Origin of the sequence: Rhizobium sp. BK379 (assembly GCF_014193955.1) — a bacterium.
In the GTDB taxonomy this organism is placed as follows: Bacteria; Pseudomonadota; Alphaproteobacteria; order Rhizobiales; family Rhizobiaceae; genus Rhizobium.
The window spans coordinates 339,044-358,531 of record NZ_JACIAD010000008.1 but is presented as its reverse complement, the minus strand read 5'-3'; the positions used below and the strand labels follow the sequence as shown (position 1 = coordinate 358,531).

At 59.4% G+C, this 19,488-nt stretch carries 19 protein-coding genes; 14 read left to right on the top strand and 5 right to left on the bottom strand.

Annotation, left to right across the window (positions count from 1 at the left end):
* The first annotated feature begins 98 nt into the window (after positions 1-98).
* Entirely contained in the window at positions 99-2,012 is a 1,914-nt protein-coding gene (locus FHT93_RS29820) for a family 20 glycosylhydrolase (protein ID WP_113015430.1), read from the top strand.
* Positions 2,013-2,064: 52 nt separating this feature from the next.
* On the opposite strand, the gene FHT93_RS29815 is transcribed toward FHT93_RS29820, so the two are convergent.
* Positions 2,065-2,976: an ROK family protein gene (locus FHT93_RS29815; RefSeq protein ID WP_113015431.1), complete on the bottom strand. Its 912-nt coding sequence runs from the start codon at positions 2,974-2,976 to the stop codon at positions 2,065-2,067.
* 260 nt (positions 2,977-3,236) lie between these two features.
* Here FHT93_RS29815 and FHT93_RS29810 point away from each other — a divergent pair, with 260 nt between their 5' ends.
* The 9 genes from FHT93_RS29810 (at position 3,237) to FHT93_RS29770 (ending at position 13,131) form a co-directional block, all read left to right on the top strand.
* Positions 3,237-3,815 (top strand): exopolysaccharide biosynthesis protein, encoded by a 579-nt coding sequence (locus FHT93_RS29810; RefSeq protein ID WP_183850835.1) that lies wholly within the window; start codon positions 3,237-3,239, stop codon positions 3,813-3,815.
* 98 nt (positions 3,816-3,913) lie between these two features.
* Positions 3,914-4,867: a sugar-binding transcriptional regulator gene (locus tag FHT93_RS29805; RefSeq protein ID WP_112968698.1), complete on the top strand. Its 954-nt coding sequence runs from the start codon at positions 3,914-3,916 to the stop codon at positions 4,865-4,867.
* A 145-nt stretch (positions 4,868-5,012) separates the two neighbouring features.
* Entirely contained in the window at positions 5,013-6,323 is a 1,311-nt protein-coding gene (locus tag FHT93_RS29800) for a sugar ABC transporter substrate-binding protein (protein WP_112544488.1), read from the top strand.
* 134 nt (positions 6,324-6,457) lie between these two features.
* Entirely contained in the window at positions 6,458-7,330 is an 873-nt protein-coding gene (locus FHT93_RS29795; RefSeq protein WP_112544487.1) for a sugar ABC transporter permease, read from the top strand.
* A gap of 1 nt (position 7,331) precedes the next feature.
* The gene (locus FHT93_RS29790) at positions 7,332-8,162 is read left to right on the top strand and encodes a carbohydrate ABC transporter permease (RefSeq protein ID WP_112544387.1); all 831 of its coding nucleotides are present in this window, start codon (positions 7,332-7,334) and stop codon (positions 8,160-8,162) included.
* An 18-nt stretch (positions 8,163-8,180) separates the two neighbouring features.
* Positions 8,181-9,179 (top strand): ABC transporter ATP-binding protein, encoded by a 999-nt coding sequence (locus tag FHT93_RS29785; RefSeq protein WP_112544385.1) that lies wholly within the window; start codon positions 8,181-8,183, stop codon positions 9,177-9,179.
* A gap of 106 nt (positions 9,180-9,285) precedes the next feature.
* The gene (locus FHT93_RS29780; protein ID WP_183850833.1) at positions 9,286-10,767 is read left to right on the top strand and encodes a mannitol dehydrogenase family protein; all 1,482 of its coding nucleotides are present in this window, start codon (positions 9,286-9,288) and stop codon (positions 10,765-10,767) included.
* A gap of 91 nt (positions 10,768-10,858) precedes the next feature.
* Positions 10,859-11,548, top strand: coding sequence for an HAD family hydrolase (locus FHT93_RS29775; protein ID WP_183850831.1), 690 nt, complete (start codon positions 10,859-10,861; stop codon positions 11,546-11,548).
* The gene (locus FHT93_RS29770; RefSeq protein ID WP_183850830.1) at positions 11,548-13,131 is read left to right on the top strand and encodes an FGGY-family carbohydrate kinase; all 1,584 of its coding nucleotides are present in this window, start codon (positions 11,548-11,550) and stop codon (positions 13,129-13,131) included. Before FHT93_RS29775 ends, FHT93_RS29770 begins: the two co-directional genes overlap by 1 nt.
* A gap of 1 nt (position 13,132) precedes the next feature.
* Here the strand turns inward: FHT93_RS29770 and FHT93_RS29765 are convergent, their stop codons facing one another.
* The gene (locus FHT93_RS29765; protein WP_112544378.1) at positions 13,133-13,987 is read right to left on the bottom strand and encodes a MurR/RpiR family transcriptional regulator; all 855 of its coding nucleotides are present in this window, start codon (positions 13,985-13,987) and stop codon (positions 13,133-13,135) included.
* 233 nt (positions 13,988-14,220) lie between these two features.
* Here FHT93_RS29765 and FHT93_RS29760 point away from each other — a divergent pair, with 233 nt between their 5' ends.
* Positions 14,221-14,934 carry a sulfate transporter family protein gene (locus tag FHT93_RS29760; protein WP_113015435.1) on the top strand — a complete coding sequence of 238 codons (714 nt, stop codon included), beginning with the start codon at positions 14,221-14,223 and terminating at the stop codon, positions 14,932-14,934.
* A gap of 50 nt (positions 14,935-14,984) precedes the next feature.
* On the opposite strand, the gene FHT93_RS29755 is transcribed toward FHT93_RS29760, so the two are convergent.
* A complete protein-coding gene (locus tag FHT93_RS29755) occupies positions 14,985-15,410 on the bottom strand; it encodes a VOC family protein (protein WP_113205747.1) in 426 nt (141 codons plus the stop codon).
* 82 nt (positions 15,411-15,492) lie between these two features.
* Between FHT93_RS29755 and FHT93_RS29750 the strand changes: the two genes are divergently transcribed.
* Positions 15,493-16,077, top strand: coding sequence for a TetR family transcriptional regulator (locus FHT93_RS29750; RefSeq protein ID WP_183850828.1), 585 nt, complete (start codon positions 15,493-15,495; stop codon positions 16,075-16,077).
* On the opposite strand, the gene nth is transcribed toward FHT93_RS29750, so the two are convergent.
* Positions 16,042-16,824, bottom strand: a complete 783-nt coding sequence (gene nth, locus FHT93_RS29745; protein ID WP_113205749.1) for an endonuclease III — start codon at positions 16,822-16,824, stop codon at positions 16,042-16,044. The genes FHT93_RS29750 and nth overlap by 36 nt on opposite strands.
* 22 nt (positions 16,825-16,846) lie before the next feature.
* Between nth and FHT93_RS29740 the strand changes: the two genes are divergently transcribed.
* Together FHT93_RS29740 and FHT93_RS29735 are read left to right on the top strand one after the other, a co-directional pair.
* Positions 16,847-17,344, top strand: coding sequence for a DUF2244 domain-containing protein (locus FHT93_RS29740; protein WP_112544368.1), 498 nt, complete (start codon positions 16,847-16,849; stop codon positions 17,342-17,344).
* 69 nt (positions 17,345-17,413) lie between these two features.
* Entirely contained in the window at positions 17,414-18,286 is an 873-nt protein-coding gene (locus FHT93_RS29735) for a bifunctional helix-turn-helix domain-containing protein/methylated-DNA--[protein]-cysteine S-methyltransferase (protein WP_113015440.1), read from the top strand.
* 20 nt (positions 18,287-18,306) lie between these two features.
* Here the strand turns inward: FHT93_RS29735 and FHT93_RS29730 are convergent, their stop codons facing one another.
* Positions 18,307-19,290 carry a sugar-binding transcriptional regulator gene (locus FHT93_RS29730; protein ID WP_112968708.1) on the bottom strand — a complete coding sequence of 328 codons (984 nt, stop codon included), beginning with the start codon at positions 19,288-19,290 and terminating at the stop codon, positions 18,307-18,309.
* Between the last annotated feature and the right edge of the window lie 198 nt (positions 19,291-19,488).

The following is a 19,488-nucleotide window of genomic DNA, read 5'->3' as shown; positions in this document are numbered from 1 at the left end:
CCTCGACGTCTGCGACAGTAGCGCGAAGGCGCGCGAGAAGACGATGGCCTGAACGGGAGTAAAGATCGCCCTATATTCATCGGAGGGAGGATCTGACTGTGGCCGATTACCGTTTGGAAGCGAGCTGGAGTCCTGTCGAAGGAAGCTTTGGACGCTTTACCTTCACGCTCTTCAATCTTTCCGCCGAACCGCTCTCCGGTTTTACGCTCGCCTGTACGTCCCTCACCCGCGTGGCGGACGAGCACGTGGCTGAAGGCGCCACGCTCAAGCGGCGCGTTGCAAATTTTCACGAATATTCTCCGCCCGAGGGTCTCATCGTCAAGCCGGGCGGCAGCTGGCGGTTCACAATGGAAGGGCTGACGAATGGCCCGAAGCATGTCACGGCCGGCATCAAGTCCGCCTACCTCACACTTGGCGATGGCCGGCATGCACCCGTCAGTTTTGGCGATCTGATGCTTGATGGCATGGAACAGGGGGCGTTGCCGGAGCTTCTGCCGAAGGGTGAAGTGAGCGAGCCGTATTCGCTGCTGCCCTGGCCCTTGCACCAGGCGTTACGGCCGGGCGATATGCCGCCCATCGCACTCTATCCGGCAGCCGGCACCAGTGCCAAGAATACCAGGGCCGTGGCGAAAGTGCTCGCGCTTTACCAACGGCTCTTTCCTGACGACGACGTGCCTTTCGCGCTTCAGCCGGTTGAGGGAGGACGGCAGATCCGCTTCAAAGGGGAATCCTCGATCATGGATGCGGCCTACGAACTGCGTTTCACGGGGAAGGAGATTATTCTTGGCACCGACGATGCGAGCGGCCTGCTTTATGGGTTGATCAGTCTTGCGCAACTGCTGCACGGAGCACGTCACGAGCCGGAAACCTTCCAGTTTCCGGTGTTCGGCACCATCGCCGATCAGCCGCGCTACGAATGGCGCGGCTGTCATCTCGACGTCAGCAGGCATTTCTACCCGGTTGCAGATGTCAAACGGCTGATCGATATCCTCGCCTGGAACAAGCTCAATATTTTCCACTGGCATCTGACCGACGACGAAGCCTGGCGGCTGGAGATCAAGGCCTATCCTGAGCTTACAAAGATCGGTGCAAAGCACGGACCTGACGAAGTGCTTCTACCGCAATTCGGCGATGGCGCGGAGCCCCGTTCGGGATTTTACAGCCAGGATGATGTCCGGGAAATCGTTGCTCATGCAGGCATGTTGCGTGTCGACGTCGTGCCGGAGATCGATATACCCGGTCACAGCACCGCAGCACTGCTCTCCCTGCCACAACTCGTCGAGAGACAGGAGGCGCCGGGCGGCTATCACCCCGAGCCGAACAATCCCAACAATGCGCTCAATCCGGCGGTCGAATTCACCTACGAGTTCCTCGGCAAGGTGTTCGACGAGATGCTCCAGCTCTTTCCGTCCCAATATATCCATATCGGCGGGGATGAGGTGCCGCATGGTTCCTGGCTTGCCTCGCCGCTCTGCAAAATGCTGATGGAGCGTGAGAAGCTTGCGGGCACGGCCGAGCTGCAATCCTATTTCCTCCGGCGGATCAAGGCGATGCTTGTCGAGCGCGGCAAGAAACTTGTCGGCTGGAACGAGGTCTCGCATGGCGGTGGTGTCGATCGCGACGGCACGCTGCTGATGGCCTGGGAGAAGCCGGAGGTCGGTATCGAGCTTGCGGGTGAGGGCTATGATATCGTCATGACGCCTGGGCAGGCCTACTATCTCGACATGGCGCAGGCCGAAGACTGGGGAGAGCCCGGCGCGGGCTGGGCCGGCTTCACGCCACCGGAAAAGACCTATTCCTACGAAGCCGAAGGCGAATTGCCGGAGGAGCTCAGGGAGCGGATGCGCGGTATCCAGGCCTGCATCTGGGGCGAGAATTTCGCCTCGCGGAGCTATTTCAACCGGCTGGTCTTTCCGCGGCTGTCGGCTGTCGCGGAAGCAGCCTGGACGCCCTTTCTGCGAAAGGATTGGCTGCGCTTTGCCGCGATCGTCCGGATGTGGCCGACGCTTTAGAAATCTGTTCTGCCGCAATCCAAAGTCGCGGCAGGATTTTATTGGAACTGCGCTATGCGGCTTCGGCCTTGAGGCCCAAAAGAGCAGCACCGATCAGGCCCGGCTCGATACGGCATTCGCTGCGCACGATCAGCGGGCGGTCGAATTTACGCAAGATGCGGGCGCGCACCGCGTGATCCAGTTCCGCCAGAAGCGGCTCGACATTCGAGAGGCCGCCGCCCACGGGCACGATGGTTGCGCCTGTGATGTTGATGGCGAGCGCCAGCGGCGAGGCGACGAGATCAACATAGACGTCGATCGTTCGATTGGCCTTTTCCTCGCCGTTGCGCCAGTCGGTGATGATTTCCTCGCTGGAGAAATCGCGGTCGTGCAGCGTTTTATGCAGGCGTTCCAGACCGCGAGCGCCGCCGACGGTATCGACACAGCCTTTCTGGCCGCAGCCGCAGGCATAGGCGGGGATGGCGACCGGCGGAGTGCCGGCATGTGATGCGATGATCGGGCCATGGCCCCATTCGCCGGCAAAGCCGCCTGAGGCATTGATGAGACGACCATCCGAGACGACGCCGCCCCCGACGCCCGTGCCGAGAATGGCGCCGAAGACGATGCGGTGGCCGCGACCGGCGCCAAGTTCGGCTTCCGCCATGGCGAAACAATCGGCGTCATTGGCGATCAGCACGGGCAGGCCGAGCTCACGCTCGAGGTCGGCGGCAAGGTTGCGGTCGTGGATGCAGGGGATATTGGCGACGATGAGGCGCTGCGTATCCGGGTCGACGACACCGGCAATCGAGAGAGCAATGCGCGAGGGGCGCTCGCCAGCCTCAGCGATAATGCTCCTTAGCGTCTCGACGAAGGCCGGGAAGTCATCCTTCGGGGTCGGGCGGCGGCCAAGCGGTATGATGTCGGATTCCGAACGCGCAATCCCGCCCTTGATGGCGGAGCCTCCGATATCGAATGAAATAATCATCTGATGCCTGCAAATTGTCTGTGCTTGGCGTCTGCTCGCACTCCTGGCGGCGAATTACAAGGATTATTCGATAAATGAACTAAGCCTGATCGCCATGAGGCGACAATTTCGTCCGCCAAGGTCATGCTATTGGCATATTGCATGGGCAAGCTTTCCATCATTCACCTTCCGATGCCGGATTCATGACAATCGAAAATACCGAAACTCGCAGAACCACCGTCCGCAGGCCACGTCCAAAAGGTCGGCGGCTCTCCTCCATTTTGCGACAGATGGCAGCGGACCGAAGCCGCGAACGCGTATCGATCGGCGACCTGTTCCAGACGATGGGCGACAGGGCGATCGGTGCGCTGATGCTGATCTTTGCGTTGCCGAACGCTTTTCCGACGCCGCCCGGCACCTCCTCGCTGCTCGGCGCGCCACTGATCTTCCTTGCCGCACAACTGACCTTCGGCCTGAAGCCGTGGCTGCCGAAGGCGATTGCGGCGCGCTCCATGCGGCGAGAGGATTTCGAGACGATCGTCGGGCGCATTCACCCCTGGCTCGCCTGGGCAGAGCGCATGCTGCAGCCACGATTGAGCATTTTCGTCGAGCCGCCGGCGGAATATCTGGCGGGCTTCTGCTGTCTGGTGCTGGCGATTGTTCTCGTGCTGCCGGTGCCGCTCGGCAATATCCTGCCGGCGATTGCGATTTCGCTCTTTGCCTTTGCGATTCTCGGTCGGGACGGGCTGTTTTCACTTCTCGGTTTTGCGATGACAGCCGTCTCGCTCGTCGTTGCCGGCGGGGTGATCTACGGTCTCGTCAAGGCGGCCATCTACATCGTCATGCGGTGGTTTGGATAAGGAAGCGACTGCTTGCTTATTCAACGCCCTCGACATTTGCCCGATTTTTGTTTTGATCTGCGCCAGATAGACTCAAAAAAATTAATTGGCGGCGATAGATGGTAAAAAGATCGGAGACATCAGGGCGGCTGGACGATGCGGCGCGCGCCGGCTGGCTTTATTATGTCGCCGGCCGCACACAGGATGAAATTGCATCCGCCATGGGTATTTCGCGCCAGTCGGCGCAGCGGCTCGTTTCGCTTGCCGTGGCCGAACGGCTGATCAAGGTGCGGCTCGACCACCCGATCGCCGCCTGCCTCGAACTCGGAAATCAGTTGCGCAAGAAATTCGGTCTGAGGCATGTCGAGATCGTTCCCAGCGATCCGGGTTCATCGTCGACGACGGTCGGAATTGCCGAGGCGGCTGCTTCCGAAATCGAGCGCTGGCTGAAACGTCCAGATCCGATCGTACTTGCCGTCGGCACGGGGCGAACGCTGAAAGCGGCTGTGGACCAGTTGCCGGCGATCGAATGTCCCAATCATCGGATCGTGTCGCTTACAGGCAATATCGCCCCTGACGGTTCAGCCGCTTACTACAACGTCATCTTCAGCATGGCCGACGCCGTCAAGGCGCGGCACTTTCCGATGCCGCTGCCTGTTCTCGTCACGTCGGCGGAGGAGCGGGAGCTTCTGCACGGCCAGCAACTCGTGCGCTCGACGCTCGCAATCAGCGCGCAGGCGGATGTAACCTTCGTCGGTATCGGCGAACTCGGCATCGATGGCCCGCTCTGCGTCGATGGTTTCCTGGAAAAAGACGAGATGATGGAACTGATGCGTGGGGGCGCGGCAGGCGAGATCTGCGGCTGGATTTTCGACGCCGACGGAAAGCTGCTCGACAACCCGATCAATGAACGCGTCGCATCCGCTCCGATCCCGCCACGCGATTCCTCGACTGTGATCGGGATCGCCAAGGGAAAACGCAAGTTCAAGGCGATCCGAGCTGCCATCACCGGCCATCAGGTGAACGGTTTGATTACCGACGAAGAGACTGCTGAGTTTTTGCTCACTAGCTGAGCAAAAATATTTCCTTTTTGGTTCAATAACATAACTCGATTGTTCGGCATCGCAGCAACGATTGCCAATTGACAAATTTTTCCCTTTGATGAGTAATTGCCCATGAGCAAAGCGAATGCTCACACTCATCTTCTGGGAGGAAGATATGACATTGAGAACTCTCCTGCTGGGCGCCTGCTCAGCAATGGCGTTTGCCGGCATGGCTTCGGCCGAGACGCTGACGATCGCGACCGTGAACAACGGCGACATGATCCGGATGCAGAAGCTGACGGATGATTTCAAGGCGAAGAATCCCGGCATCGACCTTGAATGGGTAACCCTCGAAGAAAACGTACTGCGCCAGAAGGTCACGACCGACATCGCGACCAAGGGCGGCCAGTACGACGTGCTCACGATCGGCACCTATGAAGTTCCGATCTGGGCGAAGAAAGGCTGGCTCCTGCCGCTCGACAACCTCGGCGCCAATTATGACGTGGACGATCTGCTGCCGGCCATCCGCAGCGGCATCAGCCAGGACGGCAAGCTCTATGCAGCTCCGTTCTACGGCGAAAGCTCCATGGTCATGTACCGCAAGGACCTGTTCGACGCCGCCGGCCTGAAGATGCCCGACGCGCCGACCTGGGACTTCATCGCAGATGCTGCGAAGAAGGTGACCAACAAGGACAAGGAAATCTACGGCATCTGCCTGCGCGGCAAGGCCGGCTGGGGCGAAAACATGGCCTTCCTGACGGCTATGTCGAACTCTTTCGGCGCTCGCTGGTTCGATGAACAGTGGAAGCCGCAGTTCGATCAGCCCGAGTGGAAGGACACGCTGACCTTCTACGTCAACCTTATGAAGGAAGCCGGCCCTCCCGGCGCTTCTTCCAACGGTTTCAACGAAAACCTGGCGCTCTTCCAGACCGGCAAGTGCGGCATGTGGATCGACGCAACGGTTGCTGCTTCGTTCGTAGCCGATCCGAAGCAGTCGCAGGTTGCCGACAAGGTCGGCTTTGCGCTGGCTCCGGACAAGGGCCTCGGCAAGCGCGGCAACTGGCTCTGGGCCTGGAACCTCGCCATCCCGGCAGGCTCGCAGAAGACTGAAGCAGCAGAGAAGTTCATCGCCTGGGCAACGAGCAAGGACTACACCAACCTCGTCGCCGAAAAGGAAGGCTGGCTGAACGCACCTCCCGGCACCCGCACCTCGCTCTATGCGAATGCCGACTACCAGAAGGCCGCTTCCTTCGCGAAGATGACGCTCGATAGCATCAACTCCGCTGACCCGACCAAGCCGACTGTCAAGCCGGTTCCCTATGTTGGCGTCCAGTTCGTGGCGATCCCGGAATTCCAGGGCATTGGTACGGCCGTCGGCCAGCAGTTCTCCGCGGCTCTTGCCGGCCAGATCTCGGTCGACCAGGCTCTGCAGAGCGCGCAGCAGCTGACTACCCGCGAAATGACCAAGGCGGGCTACATCAAGTAAAACCTCCTGAGAACGTACGGAATGTCTGACATTCCGCACCTCTGGGTCGCCGATTGCCCGAACTGCATCGGCGGCCGCTTTTTTCAAAGCTGTTTCTCAGCCGTTTCCGCTTCAGATCAGACCGGTGGTTTGCCATGGCAACGTTTCACACTCGCTCCGCAGCACGTTTTATGATTGCACCGTCCGTGGTGCTGCTCTTCGCGTGGATGATCGTCCCGCTCGCGATGACGATTTACTTCTCCCTGCTGAACTACAATCTGCTCAACCCGGGCATGGAGAGTTTCGTCGGTCTCTTAAACTACCAATACTTCCTTACCGACCCGGCCTTTTTCGCCGCGCTCATCAATACGCTGGTGCTGGTTGCCGGCGTACTTGTCATCACCGTGGTCGGCGGTATTCTCTTTGCACTCCTGCTCGATCAGCCGATTTATGGCCAGGGCATCGTACGCATCCTGGTCATTGCGCCCTTCTTCGTCATGCCGACAGTGGCGGCCCTTGTCTGGAAGAACATGTTCATGAACCCGGTCAACGGTCTCTTCGCCTATATGGCAAAGGCTGTCGGCCTGCAGCCGATCGACTGGCTGGCGACCGTGCCGCTGTTTTCGGTCATCCTGATCGTCGCCTGGCAGTGGCTTCCCTTCGCCACGCTCATCATGCTTACCGCGCTGCAGTCGCTCGATGAAGAGCAGAAGGAAGCCGCCGAAATGGACGGCGCCGGGGCGATCTCGAAATTCATCTACATCATCCTGCCGCATATGGCCCGCGCCATCACGGTGGTGATCCTGATCCAGACGATCTTCCTGCTTTCGGTCTTCGCCGAAATCCTGGTCACCACCAATGGCGGCCCCGGCACGCAGAGCACCAACCTCACCTATCTCGTCTATGCGCAGGCGCTGCTGCAGTTCGATATCGGCGGGGCTTCTGCGGGCGGTATCGTCGCGGTCGTGCTTGCCAATATCGTTGCGATCTTCCTCGTGCGCCTCGTCGGCAAGAATCTGGAGGCTTGAGATGGCTAGAAAGGTTACCACCCAACGCAAGGTCATCATGACCGCGATCGCCTGGGCGCTCGGCATCCTGATCTTCTTCCCGATCCTCTGGACATTCCTGACGAGCTTCAAGTCGGAGGCGGATGCCATCGCCTCGCCGCCGCAGTTCCTGTTCTTCCACTGGACCACGGAGAATTATTCGGAAGTGCAGAGCCGTTCCAACTATCTCAGCCACTTCATGAATTCCGTCGTGATCTCCTTCGGCTCAACGCTGATCGGTCTCATCATCGCCATTCCGGCCGCCTGGGCCATGGCCTTTGCGCCGACCAAGCGGACGAAGGACGTGCTGATGTGGATGCTGTCGACGAAGATGATGCCGCCGGTCGGCGCGCTCATCCCGATCTACCTGATGTTCCGCAACTCGGGCCTGCTCGACACACGGACCGGCCTGGTGATCGTGCTGACGCTCATCAACCTGCCGATCATCGTCTGGATGCTCTATACCTATTTCAAGGAAATTCCCGGCGAAATCCTGGAAGCCGCCCGCATGGACGGCGCCTCGCTCGTCAAGGAAATCGTCTACGTGCTGACGCCGATGGCCGTGCCCGGCATTGCCTCGACTCTGCTCTTGAACATCATCCTTGCCTGGAACGAAGCCTTCTGGACGCTGAACCTGACGGCCTCCAAGGCCGCACCGCTGACGGCGTTCATCGCTTCCTATTCAAGCCCGGAAGGCCTGTTCTACGCCAAGCTCTCGGCGGCCTCGACCATGGCGATCGCGCCGATCCTCATCCTCGGCTGGTTCAGCCAGAAACAACTTGTCCGCGGCCTGACCTTCGGCGCGGTGAAATAAGATCATAGGGAGAGAAACATGGGCAGCATTACCCTTCAAAAGGTTTCGAAGGTCTTCGGCGAAGCCAAGGTCATCCCTTCGATCGATCTCGATATCCGCGATGGCGAGTTCGTCGTCTTCGTCGGCCCGTCCGGTTGCGGCAAGTCCACTCTGTTGCGGCTGATAGCCGGCCTCGAGGATGTCTCGGGCGGCAAGATCGTCATCGATGGCAAGGACGCGACCGAGAAGGCTCCGTCCGAACGGGGTCTGGCGATGGTCTTCCAGTCCTACGCGCTCTATCCGCATATGAGCGTGCGCAATAACATCGCCTTCCCGCTGAAGATGGCGGGCATGGACAAGGCAGAGATCGACCGCAAGGTGGATGATGCCGCCCGCGTGTTGAATCTCGGCGACTATCTGGATCGCAAGCCGCGCCAGCTTTCGGGCGGCCAGCGTCAGCGTGTCGCCATCGGCCGCGCTATCGTGCGCCAGCCTTCAGCCTTCCTCTTCGACGAGCCGCTGTCGAACCTCGATGCTGCGCTGCGCGTCAACATGCGCATTGAAATCAGCGAGCTGCACCAGCAACTCAAGACGACCATGGTCTACGTCACCCATGATCAGGTGGAAGCGATGACCATGGCCGACAAGATCGTTGTGCTGAACAGGGGTAATATCGAACAGGTCGGTTCGCCGCTGGAGTTATACCGCAGCCCGCGAAACCTCTTCGTTGCGGGCTTCATCGGCTCGCCCAAGATGAATTTCATCAAGGGGCAGAATGCTGCGCAGATGAATGCGCACACGATCGGCATCCGTCCGGAACATGTGCTGCTGTCGACCGAAAGCGGCGACTGGAAGGGCAGGGTGATGGTGGCCGAACATCTCGGCTCCGACACGTTCCTGCATGTCGATGTCGAAGGTATCGGGATGGTGACGGCGCGCAGCAACGGCGATTTTGCGTCCAAGGCCGGCGACACGGTCTACCTGACGCCGGACAAGACGCGTATCCATAAATTCAATGAGAGCGGCCTTGCTATCTGAAGCGACCGCCGGCTGGGGGCAGACATGCGGAGCGGACAATCTCGTCCGGCCCGTGCTAACGGGAGGGCTTAGGGCTCTTTCGAAAGACCTTCAAGAGGACTGAAACATGACGTGCAAACTATCGCTGGCAACGCTCGACGAGGCGGCAAAGACCGCGGCCATTCCGGCTTACGATCGGGCGTCGCTGAAAGCCGGCATCGTGCACTTCGGCGTCGGCAATTTCCATCGCGCCCATCAGGCGATCTATCTCGACGATCTCTTCAATGCCGGCAGCGACCATGATTGGGCAATCATCGGCGCCGGCGTTCTGCCCTCAGACGCGGCCATGCGCGACAAGCTTGCCGCGCAGGATTTCCTGACGACCGTCGTCGAGCAGGACAACAACAGGACGGCGGCGCGTGTGACCGCGCCGATGATCGATATCCTGCCCGTCGGCGAACCTGACGTTGTCATCGCCAAGCTCGCCGATCCCGAGATCCGCATCGTCTCGATGACGATCACCGAGGGCGGCTATTTCATCGACGCGTCCGGCAAGTTCAATCCGGCGCATCCGGCGATTGCCGCCGACGGGCAGAACCCGTCTGCGCCGAAAACGGTCTTCGGTCTGATCGTTGCCGGTCTGAAGGCACGCAAGGACAAGGGCATCGCGCCCTTCACCGTCATGTCCTGCGACAACATTCCCCATAATGGCGTTGTGACCACGAATGCGGTTGTCGGCACGGCGAAGCTCTCCGATCCGGCTTTTGCGAACTGGATCAAGGCAAATGTCTCCTTCCCGAACGGCATGGTCGACCGCATCACGCCGGCCACCAGCCAGCGCGAGATCGATTTCTTGAAGGAGAATTTCGATATCGAGGACAACTGGCCGGTCTATTGTGAAGAATTCAAGCAGTGGGTGCTGGAAGACAAGTTCCCGATGGGGCGTCCGGCGCTCGAAAAGGTCGGCGTCACTTTCGTACCTGACGTCACGCCCTATGAGCACATGAAAATCCGCATCCTCAACGGCGGCCATGCGGCGATCGCCTATCCGGCGGCACTGATGGATATTCATTTCGTGCATGAATCGATGGAAAACGATCTGATACGCGCCTTCCTCGCCAAGCTCGAAAATGAGGAAATCATCCCTATCGTGCCGCCGGTGCCGGATACGTCGCTCGCCGATTATTTCAAGCTGATCGAGCGCCGCTTCCTCAATCCCAAGATTGCCGACACGATCCCGCGTCTGGCGCAGGACGGCTCCAACCGTCAGCCGAAATTCATCCTGCCGTCGACGCTCGACAATCTCAGCCAGGGCCGGGATGTCGTCGGCCTTGCGCTCGTCTCCGCGCTTTGGTGCCGCTACTTCTTCGGCAAGAGCGACAGCGGCAAGGAGATCGTCTTCAACGATGCCAGCGCTGAGCGCCTGCATGAGGCGGCCGTCAAGGCAAAAGACGATCCAGCCGCCTTCCTCGTCTTCGACGATATTTTCGGCGAAGTGGCGAAATCCGATGTTTTCCGCAAACGTTTCGCCCATGCGCTGAAAACCCTGTGGGAAAAGGGCACGAAGGAAACGTTGCAGCTCTATCTCGACGGCAAACTCGCGGTGTAAGAAATCCTGATGGCGGCGTTTCTGCCGCCATCCCGGCCTTGCGTACAAAGCAGGACGGTCTCTTCCGAACTGAACTCAGGTTGGGTCTTTCATGGCTGATGCTGAACCACGGCTGGTCATTTTCGATTGCGACGGCGTACTCGTCGACAGCGAGCCGATTTCGATCTCCGTTCTCGTCAAGGCGATGGCCGATCTCGGCGTGACGATTACCGAGGACGAGGCCTATGAGCGTTTCCTCGGCAAGAGCCTGGCAACTCTGATCGACATATTGGAGACGGAGTTCAACGTGCATGCCCACGAGGAATTCCTGGAAGGCATCCGCACCAGTCTCTACGCCCGATTCCGCACTGAGCTGAAAGCCATGCCAGGCATTGACGAGACGATCGATGCACTTGGCATTCCCTGCTGTGTCGCCTCGTCCAGCCAGGTCGAACGGATAAGGCTATCGCTCTCGGTCACCGGGCTCTTGCCAAAGTTGCCGAACATCTTCAGTGCCAGCATGGTCAAGCGCGGCAAGCCGGCGCCGGATCTCTTCCTTTATGCTGCCGACCAGATGCGTGTGGAGCCGCGTGACTGTGTCGTTATCGAGGACAGTCCGGCAGGTATTGCTGCAGCCAAGGCGGCGGGCATGACAGTCTTTGCCTTCACTGGCGGCTCGCATGCAAATTTCGCTGGATATCGCGAGGAACTCGATCGTCTTTCGCCGGAAGTCGTGTTTGACGCCATGCCGGAATTGATACAACTTGTCCGCAAACAAAAGCTGGACGGGACTCAGCATTGATGCGTGATCATGTGGTTGCGGTGGATATCGGCACGAGCAGCGCACGCGCCGGTGTCTTTGACACGCATGGCCGCCTGCTTGCCAAGGCTGAACATCCAATCCTCATGAACCGGCCGCGCGAGAACCATGCCGAGCATGATTCTGAGGATATATGGTCGGCCGTTTGTATTGCCGTGCGTGCAGCCTTGGGCCAGTCCGGCATTGAGGCTGCCGCAATCGGCGCGATCGGTTTCGACGCCACCTGTTCGCTTGTGGTGCGCGATACCGAAGGCAGGCAGATCAGTGTTTCCACCAGCGGTGAGAGGCGCTTCGATACGGTCGTCTGGCTCGATCACCGGGCGCTGAAGGAGGCAGATTTCTGTACGGCGACGAAGCATGAAGTGCTGGAACATTCCGGCGGCGTCATGTCGCCGGAAATGGAAATGCCGAAGCTGATGTGGCTGAAGAAGGAGCTGCCGGCGACCTGGGCGAACACCGGATACCTTTTCGACCTTGCCGATTTCCTGACGTGGAAGGCAACCGGCTCGCTTGCCAGATCCCGCTGCACGCTGACGGCCAAATGGAATTATCTAGCCCATAAGGAAAGGGGCTGGCAGGGAGACTTCCTGAAGCAGATCGGCCTTGAGGATTTGCTGCTTCGTGGCAGGCTGCCGGAGGACTCGGTGGCGGTTGGAGAAAGCGTCGGCAAACTGACGCCGGATGCTGCCGAAGCGTTGGGCCTGACCTCCAATTGCCATGTTTCGGCCGGGATGATCGATGCCTATGCCGGCGCGCTCGGTACACTCAGCGGCTATGCCGGCGATCCGGAGAAGCTCGAGCAGCAGCTTGCGCTCATTGCCGGGACATCGAGCTGCGTCGTTGCCTTTTCCCCCGAGCGAAAGCCAAGCCAGGGAATGTGGGGGCCCTATTACGAGGCGGTTTTTCCGCAATCGTGGCTCGTCGAGGCCGGTCAATCCGCGGCCGGTGCACTCCTCGATCATATCGTGCGCATGCACGCGACCGGCGGTGAGCCAACCGCGGCGCTGCATCAGAAGATCGTCGGCCGCATCGCGGAACTGAGAGCAGAAGCGGGTGACGCGCTCGGTGCACGGATCTTCGTCCTTCCGGATTTTCACGGCAATCGGTCGCCATTGGCTGATCCGCATGCTGTCGGTGTCGTCAGCGGGCTGACGCTCGATACGTCCTTCGACGGTCTCTGCGCGCTCTATTGGCGGACCGCCATCGGCATTGCGCTCGGTATCCGTCACATTCTCGAAAAGATGAGAGATCACGGTTACATGCCGGATACGCTGCATGTGGCTGGTGGGCACGTGAAGAACCCCATTCTGATGGAGCTCTATTCGGACGTGACGGGTTGCAAGGTCATCGTGCCTGACATGAACGAGGCGGTCCTGCTTGGCACTGCGATCGCTGCATCAGTTGCCTGCGGCTCGCACAAGGATTTGGCGGCGGCGGGGAGGGAGATGTATCCCGGCGGCTCCGAGCGTCTTCCCAACAGGAGCAAACAGGCGCTTTACGACCGCGACTATCGCCGCTTTCTCGCGATGTACCGCCACCGGGCCGAACTGGAAGCGGTCGAATAATTCAGCGGTTAGCCGTTTCCCCAAGGATGGTCGCAAATTCCACCATGCGGCGGCGGCGTTGGCTTGCCTCTTCGCCAGCATTCAAAATGACCGCCTCGGACAGGCAGTCGAGCAGGGCGATCAGCGGCGGCAGGTTATCCATATCAGGCGCGCGGGCAGGCGGTAACGGCAGGACGACATTCGACTGTTCCGGCAGCCAGTCCGCATGCTGAGCGGAAATCAGGATCACTTTATAACCGTAACGCCGGGCAGTGCGCGCAAGCAGCCGTGACCTGGCGAAGCGCCGACAATCTATGATGACGAGCACGGCATCCTCGACGAAGGCACGGGCGAAAAGCTCCGCGAAGCGATTACCTGCGCCGTCGATCGCACGCACACTGTCGCGAGCCTGGGTCAGTCGCTGGCAGAAATGGCTGGAGAAGCCTGACAGTCTTGCGTGGGTGGCGACGAAGACCTCTTTGGATGCGCCGATCATCGCGACGGCTTCGCCCCAATGCGGCTGGGCGGTCAGATGATAGATGTGATGCAGTGCCTGTATCTGCTCCGCCACGAGAACGGCGAGCGGCTTACCATCCGATGCGTCGGTTTGCAGTTCCGTCATCGAACTCTGGAACTGGACCGGAGAGGTCGTTGCCGTTTCGCGGATTTCCACCTTCACGCTGTCCAGTCCCTGGTAGCCGAGCGCTCGCAAAAAACGGCCGACCGTCATCGGCGAGAGATCAAGCCGGTCGGCAACCGATGCAGCGGTTTCAAACGGCAGGTCGTTCAAATGTTCAGTAAAATATTTCGCGATGCGTCGTTCGGCGGGCGTGCCGGACTTCGCGTATTGCCTAAGCTTGTCTACAAAATCTTCCACGTCGCAGCCTCCCCCATATCCTCAGAGGCTTCCCGTGGATTCGTGGAGCCGAATCCCTGTTTTTTAATATTGTCCGGAAGCTCTTCTTAGGCCCACACGTATATCGAACGTTACGAACTATATATTAGCATGTAATTTTCGACAAGTTTTCTATTCAAGCATGTAATTTTCAACCGACTTGCCGCGAGACCGCGGGCTTCCTACATCACGCTGCGTAACGGAGACGCCAGAGAATGATCCTTGACGCCGCTCGCCTTTCTCTCCTCAACCTTTTTGCGCCGGAGACCCGGTCGGCTTTCTGGAAGGTTCTGGGGCTGACCGTGCTGGTGCTGATCGGCTTGTGGTTCGCCTTGCGCGGCCTGTTCATCAGTCTCGTATTTCCCTGGGTGACCGGGTTCTTTCCCGAGATGCCCGACTGGGCCGGCTGGCTCAGCTTCGTTTTCCTTGTCGCCGCCGGGATCGGACTTGCGCTCGCGCTGGCGCTGCTGCTTTCGCCGGTGACTGCGCTGATTGCCGGCCTCTTTCTCGACGATGTCGCCGAGGTGATCGAGAAGCGGGACTATCCGCAGGATGTGGCCGGCAAGGCCATGCCGCTCGGACCTGCGATGGCAAGCTCAATCAAGTTCCTGGGGGTGGTGATCGTCGGCAATATTATCGCCCTCTTGCTGCTCTTCATTCCCGGCGTCAATCTCGTGGCCTTCTTTCTTGTGAACGGCTACCTGCTCGGGCGGGAATTCTTTGAATTTGCGGCCATGCGCTTCCGTTCTCCTCCGGAGGCGCGACTGTTTCGCTCCAAACATGGTCCAACCGTCTTTCTCGGTGGCCTGGTGATTGCACTCTTTCTGGCGATCCCGATCGTCAACCTGCTCACGCCTCTCTTTGCCGCCGGCATGATGGTGCACCTGCACAAGTTGATCTCCGCGCGCGATCCCGATTTCCGAGCCTAGCTTTCACGCAAATCCGAACGAAAACCGCGCTACACCTTTGGTGAATTGCTTTAGCCGGGCAGCGCTGGCGCTTCATACATCGCCGCATATTCGGCGCTTGGCGGGATCGGCTTGATGACGTCGATCAAGACGCCGTTGGGATCGGCGGTAATGAAGTGGCGCTGGCCGAAATCCTCGTCTCGGATCGTGCGCAGGATCGGCAACCCTGCCTCCGTGCAAATGGCGTAAATCGCGTCCACATCCTCGACCTCGAAATTCAGGAGAAGGCCGGAGATCTTGCCGCGGCCGGCGGCCGGGATGGTTTCGTGGCTACCGTCGAGCACGGCAAGCGTCACATGCTCATCCTCGATCGATTGCAGATGGACATACCAGTCGCTTTCGAAGAGAGGCTGGAAACGGAAATGACGGCAATAGAAGGCAGACGTCCCGGCAACATCATCCGTCATGATCACGGGATAATAGCTCGTCGATTTCATCACGTTCCTCTTTCTGGATTTTACGTACATTCTGTATGTTTTTGTTATTAACATACATGCTGATTGTATGTAAACCGAGATCATGAGTCGCAGTAACCGCGAGAGAACCGAGCAAACGAGACAGGCGCTGATGGATGCCGCGCGCCGGCTTTTCGTCGAGAAGGGATATGCCGAGACGGCGACGCCCGAGATCGTCGCAGAGGCGGGTGTAACGCGCGGTGCGCTCTATCATCACTTCGAAGACAAGAAAGCGCTTTTCCGGGCGGTGATCGAAAGGGAGGCGGCCGGTGTCGCCGACGAGATCGAGCGGCGCGCAACGCGGCAAACCGCACCGCGTGAAGCGCTGCTTGAAGGTGCTGCGGCCTATTTCGATGCAATGGAAATGGAAGGGCGAACACGGCTGCTTCTGCTCGAGGCACCGGCCGTGATCGGCCTGCCCGCGACAGCAAAGATCGACGCGGAGAATGCCGAGGCGACATTGCGGGCAGGGCTCGAAGCCTTGTTGCCACAGGCCAGTGCCAGCGATTTGCTCGAGCCATTGACCGCCATGCTCTCGGCAGCTTTCGATCGCGCTGCGATCGCCATCGAAGCAGGCGGCAGTCGTGAAGATTATGAGCGGGGAATAGCTGCCCTACTCGACGGTCTCGCCGATCAGCTGCGGCGGTAGCTCGACCAGCGGCGCCGGGATATCGCTGCTCTTTTCCGGCGATTTGCAGATGTCGGCAATCACGCAACGCTCGCATTCGGGCCGACGGGCCTTGCAGGTATAGCGGCCGTGCAGGATCAGCCAGTGATGAGCGTGGTAGAGATATTGTTTCGGCACTACCTTCATCAGCCGGTCTTCAACCTCGTCAGGCGTCTTTCCGGGCGCGAGCCTGATGCGGTTGGCGATCCGGAAGATATGGGTGTCGACCGCCATCGTTGCCTGACCGAAGGCCATTGACAGGACGACATTGGCGGTCTTGCGGCCGACGCCCGGCAGGCGCACCAGTTCCTCGCGCGTCTCCGGCACCTTGCCGCCGAACTCGTCGACCAGCATTTGCGAGAGCGCAATGACGTTCTTCGCCTTGTTGCGATAGAGGCCGATCGTCTTGATGTAGTCGCGGACCTTTTCTTCGCCGAGATCGAGCATCTTCTGTGGCGTATCGGCGATCCTGAACAGCGCGCGGGTCGCCTTGTTGACACCGGCATCCGTCGCCTGGGCGGAGAGGGCGACTGCCACGACGAGCGTGAAGGGATTGCTATGTTCCAGCTCGCCGCGCGGTTCCGGCCGCTGGACGGAAAAGCGGCGAAAGATCTCTTCACGCTCGGCCAGCGAGTAGGCTGTCTTGACCGGCACCGCCGGCTTGCGGCGGGTGATCACATTCGAGTTTAGCGACGGTTTGGTATTGGATTTGAGTTTCGGATTGGCCATGGAAAATCTATACTCAGTCGCCATGATGGAAAGCAACGCCGACAGCCGAAACGAGCAGCCTGTTTTTGCGGCCGAACTCTTTCCCTATCGCTCGCTTGGGCGGAAGGGTTTCAAGCTATTGCTCGCCATATCGGGTGCGATCTGCTTCATGTACGGCATGTTCTTCATCGTCACCGGCGCCTGGCCGATCGGCTTTTTCTTCGGCCTGGACTTCGTACTTCTCTACGGGGCTTTCTGGCTGAACTATCGCTCCGGCAGGGTGCGGGAAGAGGTAACTGTTTCGCGTACGGATGTCTCCGTGCGCAAGTTCTCTCCGTCCGGCCGCATGATCGAGCATCATTTCAATCCGTTCTGGACGCGTTTCCTCGTGCGCCGGCATCAGGAGATCGGCATTCTCTCCATGCATATTTTCGGCGAGGGCAAGCGCACGGATGTCGGCTCCTTTCTCAATCCTGACGATCGCGAAAGTTTCGCCAAGGCCTTCAAGGGCGCGCTGGCAACGGTAAAACAGCGTCTCTGAGAGATCACGCAAGAAACGGGTGGTTTGGTTCGCCGGCCTTGATTATCTCCTTTGTAAAGGAGAAAAACGATGAACATGATCGCGAAGCTCGAAACAGACATCACCCCTGATGGACCCGATTACGACACCGTCCGTCGGGTCATTGAACTGATCAGCGAGGAATATCGCGACCAGCCGTCGCTGGAAGCGATCGCCGCGCGGCTGAACCAATCGCCGACGCAACTCCAGAAGACCTTTACCCGCTGGGCCGGCCTTTCGCCCAAGGCCTTTCTGCAGGCCGTCACGCTGGACCATGCCAAGCGGCTCTTGCGCCAGGAAGAAATGCCGCTGCTTGAAACGTCGATCGAGGTCGGTCTGTCCGGCCCGAGCCGCCTGCACGACCTGTTCGTGACGCATGAGGCAATGTCGCCGGGCGAATGGAAGGCGAAGGGCGGCGGACTGACGATCCGCTACGGGTTCCACACATGTCCCTTCGGCACGGCGCTCGTCATGGTCACGGACCGCGGCCTTGCGGGTCTCGCCTTCAGCGATTCCGGTGATGAGAAGGCTTGCCTGGAGGATATGACCTGCCGTTGGCCAAATGCGGAATATGTGGAAGACCGCGAGGCGACGGCGCCTTATGCCGAACGCATCTTCCAACCGGGCCGCTGGACATCCGACCAGCCGTTGCGGGTCGTGCTGATCGGAACGGATTTCCAGGTCAACGTCTGGCAGAGCCTTCTGAAAATTCCCTTCGGTAAGGCCGTGACCTATAGCGACATTGCCAAGGACATCGGCCGACCGACTGCCATGCGCGCCGTCGGTGCGGCAGTCGGGGCCAATCCGATTTCCTTCGTCGTGCCCTGCCATCGCGCACTTGGGAAAAATGGCGCGTTGACCGGTTACCATTGGGGTCTGACCCGCAAGCGGGCCATGCTCGGCTGGGAATCGGCACACGCCTGAACGAAATATACCGAAGCCGCTCAGGCGGCTTCGGCGAGCTCCAGCAATGCCTTTGCGGCACTTTCATCCGTTATGAGCGTATTGCAGCCGATGCGCTTGATCGTTGCACGGATCGCGACGGCACGATGGGCGCCGCCGGAGGACAGTACGATGTGTTTTGCTTCCTTCAGTGTATCGAGATCAACCGACATCACCCGCTGATTGATCGAGTGATCGACGGAGTTGCCGTCCTTGTCCAGAAAGTTGAACATGGTGTCGCAGACGCAGCCGGCATCGATCAGCTGCTGCAGCTCGGCCTTTGAAATCCACCCCTCGGAGAGCGAGGTCGAATGCGGACCGATATCGCCGCAGCTGACGATCGCGAGATCAAGGTTTTCCGCCAGCCGGTAGATCGTATCGAGCCCGCATTTTTCGATGAGATTGCGTTTGGTTTCGATAGAATCGACGAGCAACGGGGCGAGAAACATATAACACTCCGCGCCGAGCTGATTGGCGAGGCGCCAAGTGTAGTCGATTGGATTCGTCTGGTGAACGGCGACGATACCGCCGAGCAGGGAAACGATCTTGCAGTTGTCGCGGCGCGGCGGGCGGAAGCTTGCAAGAGAAGCCGTCATCGTGCGGCCCCAACCGACGCCTATCGTATAATCGTCCGGAATGGCCTCCGACAGGAACTGGCCCAGCGCCAGCCCGACATTCTTTGCCAGTGAATTCACATCACATTTGGCGGGCTCCGGCACGACGATCGCCTCGTCCAGGCCATAGGCCCGTTCCAGCTTGACCGAAAGCTCCACACAGTCGCCGATCGAGTCGTTGATCCAGATCTGTACTTCGCTGCGTTTCATCGCCTCGTCGAGCAGCCGGATGACGGTCGTGCGACTGATCCCGAGCTGTTCGGCAACATCCTTCTGGGTCAGGCCCTCGTTGTAATAGAGCCATGCCGCCCGCAGCCGGAGTGAGGAGGCTTCGGAATAAGCAGTGTGCGTGCCGCGTTTCAGCTTGACCACATCTCCTCCCGCGCCGATTTCGCCCTAGATCTTTGCCATCGATGGCATAAGATTGGGGCATCGGCTTTGTTCCCGCGATAATGCCGGGTGTGACACTTATGTCAATTGAAATGCACAAATGTCCTTGACTTTTCGTTGCGGGAGCGGCGATAGTCATGGTCGACAATGTCGTTCTTGTCCGTCCGAGGAGGGCAATGT